Origin of the sequence: Deinococcus marmoris DSM 12784, from assembly GCF_000701405.1 — a bacterium.
GTDB classification, from domain to species: domain Bacteria; phylum Deinococcota; class Deinococci; order Deinococcales; family Deinococcaceae; genus Deinococcus; species Deinococcus marmoris.
This window is the reverse complement of record NZ_JNIV01000174.1, coordinates 1-4,291: the sequence shown is the minus strand read 5'-3', so window position 1 is coordinate 4,291 and position 4,291 is coordinate 1. Positions and strand designations below refer to the sequence as shown.

The following is a 4,291-nucleotide window of genomic DNA, read 5'->3' as shown; positions in this document are numbered from 1 at the left end:
GTGCGGCTCAACAGACCCGTGATGAAGGCAAAGGCTATGCTAGACGGACGAAACGTAGACATCTCGCCAAAAGAGCGCAGTGACCGTACTTTTTCAAGTTCTGTCGCTGCGCTCTGCGTTGCCGACGGCACTCAGGCTTTGACTGGAAACTCTTGGTTAACCCCTCCCCCCCTTCGGGGGACCTCCCCTTAGAAGGGAGGCAAGGAGATTGCTGCGCTGGACAGTCCTTTTCTCTTCTTGGCTCCCTTTTGAGGGGAGCTGGCTGCGAAGCAGACTGAGGGGTTTCCTTCACCCCTTCACACTCCCCGCCAGCAGCCCACGCACGAAATAGCGCCCCAGCACGATGTACACGAGCAGGGTGGGCAGCGCCGCCAGGATCGCCCCAGCCATCGGCAGGTTCCACGACACCGCCTGACCGCCCGCCAGTTGAGACAAGGCGTAGGTCACCGGCTGGCTCCCCGTGTTGGTGAGGGTGGCCGCGAACAGGAACTCGTTCCAGACCTGCGTGAACTGCCAGATGATGACCACCACGAAGCCGGGAATGCTGATCGGGAAGATCACGCGGGCGTAAATTTCCCAGAAGCCTGCGCCGTCAATCGTGGCGGCCTCCACCAGCGCGTCCGGCACGTCGGCGTAGAAGTTGCGGAAGATCAGCGTGGTGATGGGAATGCCGTAGACCACATGCGCCAGGATCAGGCCCCAGATGCTGCCGTACAGGCCCAGTGCCTTGATGAACTGGAACAGCGGGATCAGCACCGCCTGATACGGAATGAACATGCCGAACAGCATCAGCGCGAACAGGGTATTGGCACCCCGGAAGCGCCACTTGCTCAGCGCGTAGCCGTTCAGGCTGCCCAGCAGGGCGCTCAGCAGCGTCGCCACCACCGCCAGGAATAGACTGTTGAGCATGTTGCCGCCCACCTTGTCCCACGCCTCCGTGAAGCTGGCCCAGTTGAGACGGGCGGGCCAGTGCCACGCCGTTGGGAGTGCAATGGCGTCCGGCGTTTTGAGGGCGGTGGCGAACACCAGATAGATGGGGATGAGGAAGAAGAAGGCGGCCACAACGAGCAGCAGGTACGTGACGGCGCGGCCTACCCCGCTCGCCCGGCGTGCCTGGGCGGCAGAAACGGTGGGCTGGGGAACGGCGGTCATGGGTGCCTCCGAGAAACAGGCGAAGCCTCATCTTTGACCCCTCGCCCCTTGAGGGAGAGGGGCGCTGCGAAGCAGCGGGGTGAGGGGGCCACCGGGCAGGCCATCACTTCAGACAAGCTCAATATCATCCTCCTCACGCGTGCCCCTCCTCGCCCTTGAACTGATTCGCCAGATACGGCACGATCACGAACGCCACCAGAATCAGCAGGATGGTGCCAATCGCCGCGCCCAGCGCGAACTGGTTCTGACGGAAACTGGTCAGGTACATGTTCAGCGCCGGAACGCTGGCGGAAATGTTGTCCGGCCCGGCCATCGCGTACACCAGATCAAAGATTTTCAGGCTGATGTGGCCCAGGATAATCATGGCGCTGAGGGTGATGGGCGACAGCAGCGGGAAGATGACGAAACGGTACATCTGGGCGTCCTGTGCGCCGTCCACTTTGGCGGCCTCGCGCAGTTCCTCGGGGATGCCGCGCAGTCCGGCCAGATACAGGGCCATCGTGTAGCCGCTCATCTGCCACACGGCGGCGATGATGATGCCGATCATGGCGAAGTTGAAGCCGTGCAGTTCGGGGGCGGCCAGCAGTTTCACGTTCGGCGCGACGAACACCGCCCACAGGATCAGCAGCGCGGCGCAGACGGCGGCAACGACAGTCCTCACCCGGTCACCCGCGTGGGCGGCCCGCAGCGCCACCACGATCAGCACCGCGCCCACCACGGCAGCGGTGATGAGGGGCAGGTTGTTCCAGTCGAATTTGAGGGCCGAGTCGTTGCTGCTCAGCCACGCGAAGCTGGACGGTGGAGCGCCCACCAGCGTGGGGGCCTGGTTTACCCCGCCTTGCGGTTGCAGCATCCAGCGCCAGATGGTGCCCGTCACGATGAACGACAGGCTCATGGGAAACAGGAAGATGGTGCGCCACAGGCCCTCGCCTTTGGGGTTGCGGTCCAGGATCAGCGCCAGCCCCAGGCCCACGCCCAGGCAGCCCACGATGAAAAACACGGTGAAGAACAGCGTGTTGACCAGTTCCTGCCGGAAGCGGCCTTGCAGGAAGCCGGTGAACAGCTCGGAATAATTTTGCAGGCCCACCCAGCGGATGATCGGGTCCAGGGCCAGTGCCTGCGCCGGATCGTTGCCCCAGTCGGTCAGGCTGACATAGATGGTGCGCCCGATGAAGTAGTACACGAAAATGCCGATCAGAATGATGCTGGGCGTTAATACGGCGATGGCCCACAGGCGGTCTTTGCTCAGAGATTTCACAGGCGGGGCCTCCTTTGTCCGGGTTGTGGGAAGTAGCGACTGTAGAAAATGGAGAAGGGATGAAACTTCAGATCGTGGTGAAATCTGATCTGCGTTTCATCCCTTCTGGCGGGGCTATGGGCTGCTTTTATGCCCTACACCCCATTCCCCTGACTGCTTTACTGCTTGCCGAAGCCCGAGCGAACGGCCAGCGCCTGCGCGGCGGCGGCGGCTCCGGCGCTGTTCTTGCTGGACACGAACTGGTCGATCACGGCCCCGAAGGCGCTCATGAAGCTCTCGGGGGCCACTGCGCCGTGCGCCAGGCTGCCCACGATCTTGCTGTTCTTCCAGTCGGTGGCGGCGCTGCGCGAGTAGGTGTTGTACTTGCTCAGATCGCTGTCGGTGCGGGCGGCGATGCTGCCCTTCAGGGGGTTGAAGGTGTCCTGACCGGCCTTGCTGCCCAGCAGCTTGAGCCAGTTGATGGCCTCGGCGCGGTCCTTGACGCCCTTGGGCAGCCCGAAGGAATCGGCCAGCATGACAAAGGTCTTGGCCGTACCGGGAGCGGTGGCCCAGCCGAAGCCCTGGCCAGGGGCCAGCTTCTTGGTGGTGGTGTAATACCCGGCGGCCCAGTCACCCATGATGTTGAAAGCACTCTGGCCGCTGATAATGCGGTCACTGGCCTGCTGCCAGCTCAGGCCGCTGGCGTCCTTGTTGGCGCAGTCCATGACCTTGCCGAAGGTGGTAAACGCGCCCACCACTTTGGGATCGGTGAACTTGGTCTTGCCCGCGAACAGGTTTTCCCAGCCCTGCGCGCCCAGCGTGCCGATCATCACGTTTTCCCACAGGTGCTGCTGGGTCCAGTTCTCCCCCACCACGAGGGGCGCGGCGACGCCCTTTTTCTTCAGGGTGGCGCAGGTGGTAATGAATTCAGGCCACGTCTTGGGTACGGTGACGCCCCATTCCTTGAGCTTGGCGGGGTTGTACCACATCACGTTGCTGCGGTGAACGTTGACGGGCACGCTCCAGATGCCGTCTTTGGTGCTGATCAGCTTGACCACGTCGGCGGGGAACGCCTTGCTCCAGCCCTCGGACTTGAACAGGCCGCTCAGGTCTTCCATGCGTCCAGCCACCACCCAGGTGCCGATGAGTTCCTGCCCGGCGTGAACCTGGAAGGAGTCGGGCGGGGTGCCGCCCAGCATGCGGGTCTTGAGAACCGCCCGCGCATTGGTCCCCGAGCCACCCGAGACGGTGGCGTTGTCCACGTCTACGGTGGGGTACTTTGCCTTGTACTGCTTGACCAGGGCTTCCAGCGCGGGACCCTCATCGCCGGACCACCACGAGAAGATTTCCAGCTTGCCAGCAGCCAGGGCGCTGGAGGCAGTGGTGAGGGCGGCGGCGATCAGCAAAACTCTTTTAATGGGCGCTTTTTTCATGTGTTCCTCCGTGAAAGGTGGGGACAGAAAGGTAAGGAGGCGGCGGCGCATTTCGGATGCGGTGGCCTCGTGGAGAGCAGGGTGAAGTTTTCTATAAAAACAGGTGCGCCTGCCATGCTGCGCCAAACATGAAGGGTTTGTCAATTGACCGGGCTTCTTCGGGTGCATCCCGCTAAGCTGGGATCGGAAAGGCAGCGTGGCGAACGTCATCCAGACTCACCAGGGGATTGATGTTGTTCAGGTTGGCACGAAGCGAGGCCATGCCACTGGCCCCAGGACGGGACCAGTGCATGCCCGAACCCTTCATGCGCCAGCCAATCACACTTTTGTTGATGCCTTCGATCTGCCCTGAGCCAATCGGCCAGCCCTGAGTGCGGTAGTGGGGATAGTTCATCAGGTGCGTGCGCCTGAACAGATAGTTCAGGGCCTGTTGTGCTTCTGAACTCCACTGCCTCTGCCCCACAGGGGC

Annotated in this window: 3 protein-coding genes and 1 pseudogene; all 4 read right to left on the bottom strand. The window is 62.5% G+C overall.

What is annotated here, in order from left to right; translation table 11 throughout:
- Positions 1 to 288: 288 nt before the first annotated feature.
- A complete protein-coding gene (locus tag Q319_RS0122500) occupies positions 289 to 1,152 on the bottom strand; it encodes a carbohydrate ABC transporter permease (protein WP_029484642.1) in 864 nt (287 codons plus the stop codon).
- A 133-nt stretch (positions 1,153 to 1,285) separates the two neighbouring features.
- Positions 1,286 to 2,410, bottom strand: coding sequence for a carbohydrate ABC transporter permease (locus Q319_RS0122495; RefSeq protein ID WP_029484641.1), 1,125 nt, complete (start codon positions 2,408 to 2,410; stop codon positions 1,286 to 1,288).
- 158 nt (positions 2,411 to 2,568) lie between these two features.
- Complete coding sequence (locus Q319_RS0122490; RefSeq protein WP_029484640.1) at positions 2,569 to 3,822, bottom strand: ABC transporter substrate-binding protein; 1,254 nt, start codon at positions 3,820 to 3,822, stop codon at positions 2,569 to 2,571.
- A 172-nt stretch (positions 3,823 to 3,994) separates the two neighbouring features.
- A pseudogene (locus tag Q319_RS0122485) lies at positions 3,995 to 4,291 on the bottom strand (hypothetical protein); the annotation flags it as partial.

Excerpts from the sequence above, each read along its gene's own strand:
- Q319_RS0122500 (WP_029484642.1), bottom strand. The coding sequence starts at position 1,152 with ATGACCGCCGTTCCCCAGCCCACCGTTTCTGCCGCCCAGGCACGCCGG.
- Q319_RS0122490 (WP_029484640.1), bottom strand. The coding sequence starts at position 3,822 with ATGAAAAAAGCGCCCATTAAAAGAGTTTTGCTGATCGCCGCCGCCCTC.